Origin of the sequence: Leisingera sp., assembly GCF_034669605.1 — a bacterium.
Classification (GTDB): domain Bacteria; phylum Pseudomonadota; class Alphaproteobacteria; order Rhodobacterales; family Rhodobacteraceae; genus Leisingera.
This window is the reverse complement of sequence record NZ_JAXMOX010000284.1, coordinates 1-4,415: the sequence shown is the minus strand read 5'-3', so window position 1 is coordinate 4,415 and position 4,415 is coordinate 1. Positions and strand designations below refer to the sequence as shown.

Genomic DNA, 4,415 nt, shown 5'->3' with positions numbered 1-4,415 from the left:
GTTTCCCTGCGCAGGGGCCTGGGCCAGAATTTGCAGGCCGACGTGCCGCGGCTGAAGATTGCCGGGGCCGCAACCTGGCTGATCCGCGATCACCTGACGGAACTGCATCCGCTGGTCTGGGCTCATGCTGCCGAGGGATTTGACAACAGTGACCGCATCCGTTCCGTCAGCCGCTTGGCTGACCGCGGTCATGACGGCGCGCTTGCCGCCATAGCCGGGCAATTCCGCGGAGAGATCGAAGGCGGGCAGAAAGTCGCCTTTACCAACCACGGCCTGCAATTCAGCCCGGCATAGCCGGCCGATTCTCATGAAAAACGGGGCCAAGGCCCCGCTTTGCTACTTCTTTTTAAAGGCATCCATCAGCGCCGCACCCAGCGCGCCTGTGCCCTGCTCCTTGCCTTGGCTCCCCTTGGGGCTGGCAGACGTTTTTCCTTTTCCGCCTGCAGGCTTGCCGCCCCGCCGTGGTCCTGCACCCTTGGCCGGGCCGCGCACATTCCGGTCTTCCCTGGCCGACGCACCGCCATCCTTGCGCATGGTCAGGCCGATCCGTTTGCGCGGCACATCGACCTCGGTGACCGTGACCTTGACCACCTGGCCGGTCTTCACAACCTCATGCGGATCCTTTACAAACCGGTCTGCCAGCTGGCTCACATGCACCAGCCCGTCCTGATGCACGCCAATATCCACAAAGGCGCCAAAGGCTGCCACATTCGTTACCGTGCCTTCCAGCACCATGCCCGGCTTCAGGTCAGTGATCTGCTCCACCCCGTCTTTGAAGGATGCCGTCACAAATGAAGGGCGCGGGTCGCGGCCCGGCTTTTCCAGCTCCTGCAAAATATCCCGGACAGTGGGCAGGCCGAATTTGTCGCTGACAAAATCTTCAGCCCGCAAACCTTTCAAAGCGGTTTCATCGCCCATGATCTGCCGGATGTCGCGCCCGCAGGCCGCAACCACCTTGCGCGCCACATCATAGGCCTCGGGGTGGACCGAGGACGCATCAAGCGGCTCCTTGCCATCCCGGATGCGCAGGAAACCGGCACATTGCTCAAACGCCTTGGGGCCCAGCCGCGCGACCTTCAGCAACTCCTTGCGGGTCATGAACGCCCCGTTCAGGTCGCGGTGTGCGACAATCGCCTCCGCCAAGCCGGGGCCAAGCCCCGAGACATGCGCCAGAAGCGGTGCCGAGGCCATATTCAGATCCACCCCCACACCGTTCACCGCATCCTCGATCACCGCTTCCAGCGATTTCGACAGCTTGTGCTGATCGACATCATGCTGGTACTGGCCCACGCCGATGCTCTTGGGCTCGATCTTCACCAGTTCCGCCAGCGGATCCTGCAGGCGCCGGGCAATCGACACCGCGCCGCGCAAGGACACATCCAGATCCGGAAACTCCCGCGCCGCCAGCTCGGATGCGGAATAGACCGAGGCACCGGCCTCGCTCACCACCACTTTGGTCGGCGCCTTCACCTTGGCAGGCAGATGGTTCAGCACTTCCGCCACCATCCGTTCGGTCTCGCGGCTGGCAGTGCCGTTGCCGATGGCAATCAGCTCGACGCCGTGTTCGGCGATCAGCTTGACGATCGACACCTGCGCGCCGCGCAGGTCGTTCTTCGGCTGAAACGGATACAACGTCTCTGTCGCCACCAGTTTCCCGGTTGCATCAACCACCGCCGCCTTGACGCCGGTGCGGATGCCCGGGTCCAGCCCGAGGGTCGGCCGCGCACCGGCTGGCGCCGCAAACAGCAGGTCTTTCAGGTTTCGCGCAAACACCTGAATCGCATCCTCCTGTGCCCGGGCGCGCAGATCGCCCATCAGTTCCAGCATCATCGACAGGCTCAGCTTCACCCGCCAGCACCAGCCCGCCACCTTGCGCAGCCAGATATCCCCTGGACCGTTGCCGCCCGCGCCCAATTCCGCGGCCACCATCGCCTCGGCCCGTGCCACACCCTCTTCCGGTTCCGGCCCGGCATCCAGCGTCAGCACGCCTTCGTTAGATCCGCGCAGCATCGCCAGTGCCCGGTGCGACGGCACATCGGCCCAGCGCTCAGTATGTGCGAAATAGTCGGAGAATTTGGCGCCTTCCTGCTCCTTGCCCTCGATAACCTTGGCGGTCAGCACCGCCTCCCGCTGCAGGAATTCCCGCAGCCGCCCCAGCAAATGCGCATTCTCTGTCAGACGTTCGGTCAGAATATCCCGTGCCCCGTTCAACGCGTCTTTCACCGTCGCCACCGCCTCGGTGATGTAACCTTCGGCCAGTTTCTCCGGATCTGCATTCCGATCCGCCAAAATGGCGTCTGCCAAAGGCTCCAGCCCGTTTTCGCGGGCAATCATCGCCTTGGTGCGCCGCTTCGGCTTGTAGGGCAGATAGATATCCTCCAGCTGCGCCTTGGTTTCAGCCTTGGTGATCGAGGCCGCGAGATCGTCAGTCAGCTTGTCCTGCCCGCGGATCGACTCGAGGATCGCCGCCCGCCGTTTCTCCAGCTCGCGCAGATACTCCAGCCGTTCTGCCAGGGTGCGCAGCTGGGTATCGTCCAGCCCGCCCGTCGCCTCCTTGCGGTAGCGCGCGACAAAGGGCACTGTCGCCCCCTCGTCCAGCAGCGCTACGGCGGCGTTCACCTGTTTCGCGGCAGCGCCGATCTCTGTGGCGATGGTCTGGCTGATGCGGGCGGATGTGTCCAAGGCGGCCTCCTGTTGAACTGCTCGGGCTGCCAGTTCTAGCTCCGCGCAGGCGCATCGCCAAGAGGCTGAATCACTCTCGATGGAACCATCGCAAAGGGCAGCGCCGGTCCTTGGGCGGAAGGAAAGCGCCCGCGCATCGGGCGGACTGGCGCTGCCCGGGCTTACAGCCCGAGCAATTAAGGACGTATCCGCGCCTCCCAGCGCATTCTCGGCCACCAGCCCCTTGCCCCTTGCTCCGCACACGCCTAGAACCCTTGCCAACCAAGGACATTCGGATACGGCGGAAAACCATGCTCGACCTGACATATGAACTCCCCAAGCCCAAGGTGATCGCGGGCGCCAAGCATGACTGGGAACTGGTCATCGGCATGGAGGTGCATGCCCAGGTCAGCTCCAAAGCCAAGCTGTTCTCCGGCGCCTCCACCAAATTCGGCGCCGAGCCGAACTCCAATGTGGCCTTTGTGGACGCGGCAATGCCCGGCATGCTGCCGGTGATCAACGAATACTGCATTGAACAGGCGGTGCGCACCGGCCTTGGACTCAAGGCGGATATCAACCTGTGGTCCGCCTTTGACCGCAAGAACTATTTCTACCCCGACCTGCCGCAAGGCTACCAGATTTCCCAGCTCTACCACCCCATCGTGGGCGAAGGCGAAGTGCTGGTGGAGCTGGGCGACGGCACCGCGCGCAACGTGCGGGTTGAGCGCATCCACATGGAGCAGGACGCGGGCAAATCGATCCACGACATGGACCCCAACATGTCATTCGTGGACCTGAACCGCACCGGTGTCTGCCTGATGGAGATCGTCTCCCGCCCCGACATCCGCGGGCCGGAGGAAGCCGCCGCCTACATCGCCAAACTGCGCCAGATCATGCAATATCTGGGCACCTGCGACGGCAACATGCAGAACGGCAATCTGCGGGCCGACGTCAACGTCTCGGTCTGCCTGCCCGGCCAGTATGAAAAGTACCAGGAAACCCAGGACTTCTCGCACCTCGGAACCCGTTGCGAGATCAAGAACATGAACTCGATGCGCTTCATCCAGCAGGCCATCGAGGTCGAAGCGCGCCGCCAGATCGCCATCATCGAAGCAGGCGGCAAGATCGACCAGGAAACCCGGCTTTATGATCCGGACAAGGGCGAAACCCGTTCCATGCGCTCCAAGGAAGAGGCGCATGATTACCGCTACTTCCCCGATCCCGATCTGCTGCCGCTGGAAATTGAACAGGCCTGGGTGGATGACATCGCTGCCAATCTGCCGGAACTGCCGGATGAGAAAAAGGCGCGGTTCATCAAGGACTTCGGCCTTAGCGATTATGACGCCTCGGTGCTGACCGCCGAGGTGGAAGCGGCCGCCTACTTTGAAGAAACCGCCAAGGGCCGCAATGGCAAGCTGGCCGCCAACTGGGTGATCAACGAGCTGTTCGGCCGCCTCAAGAAAGAAGACCATGCCATTACCGACTCGCCGGTTTCCCCGGCGCAGCTGGGCGGGATCATCGATCTGATTTCCTCAGACGCAATCTCTGGCAAGATCGCCAAGGACCTGTTCGAGATCGTCTATACCGAAGGCGGCGACCCGGCGCAGATCGTCGAGGAGCGCGGCATGAAGCAGGTGACGGATACCGGCGCCATCGAGACCGCCCTGGACGAGATCATCGCTGCCAACCCGGCGCAGGTGGAGAAAGCCAAGGTGAACCCGAAACTGGCGGGCTGGTTTGTCGGCCAGGTAATG

General features: G+C 62.9%; 2 protein-coding genes and 1 pseudogene. 2 read left to right on the top strand and 1 reads right to left on the bottom strand.

What is annotated here, in order from left to right; all coding sequences use genetic code 11:
* A pseudogene (locus VOI29_RS22765) lies at positions 1 to 294 on the top strand (hypothetical protein); the annotation flags it as partial.
* A 42-nt stretch (positions 295 to 336) separates the two neighbouring features.
* Here VOI29_RS22765 and VOI29_RS22760 read toward each other — a convergent pair.
* Complete coding sequence (locus tag VOI29_RS22760) at positions 337 to 2,682, bottom strand: Tex family protein (RefSeq protein ID WP_323783951.1); 2,346 nt, start codon at positions 2,680 to 2,682, stop codon at positions 337 to 339.
* A gap of 290 nt (positions 2,683 to 2,972) precedes the next feature.
* Here VOI29_RS22760 and gatB point away from each other — a divergent pair.
* Positions 2,973 to 4,415 (top strand): Asp-tRNA(Asn)/Glu-tRNA(Gln) amidotransferase subunit GatB (gene gatB / locus VOI29_RS22755; RefSeq protein WP_323783949.1); only part of this gene is annotated, 1,443 nt, incomplete at its 3' end.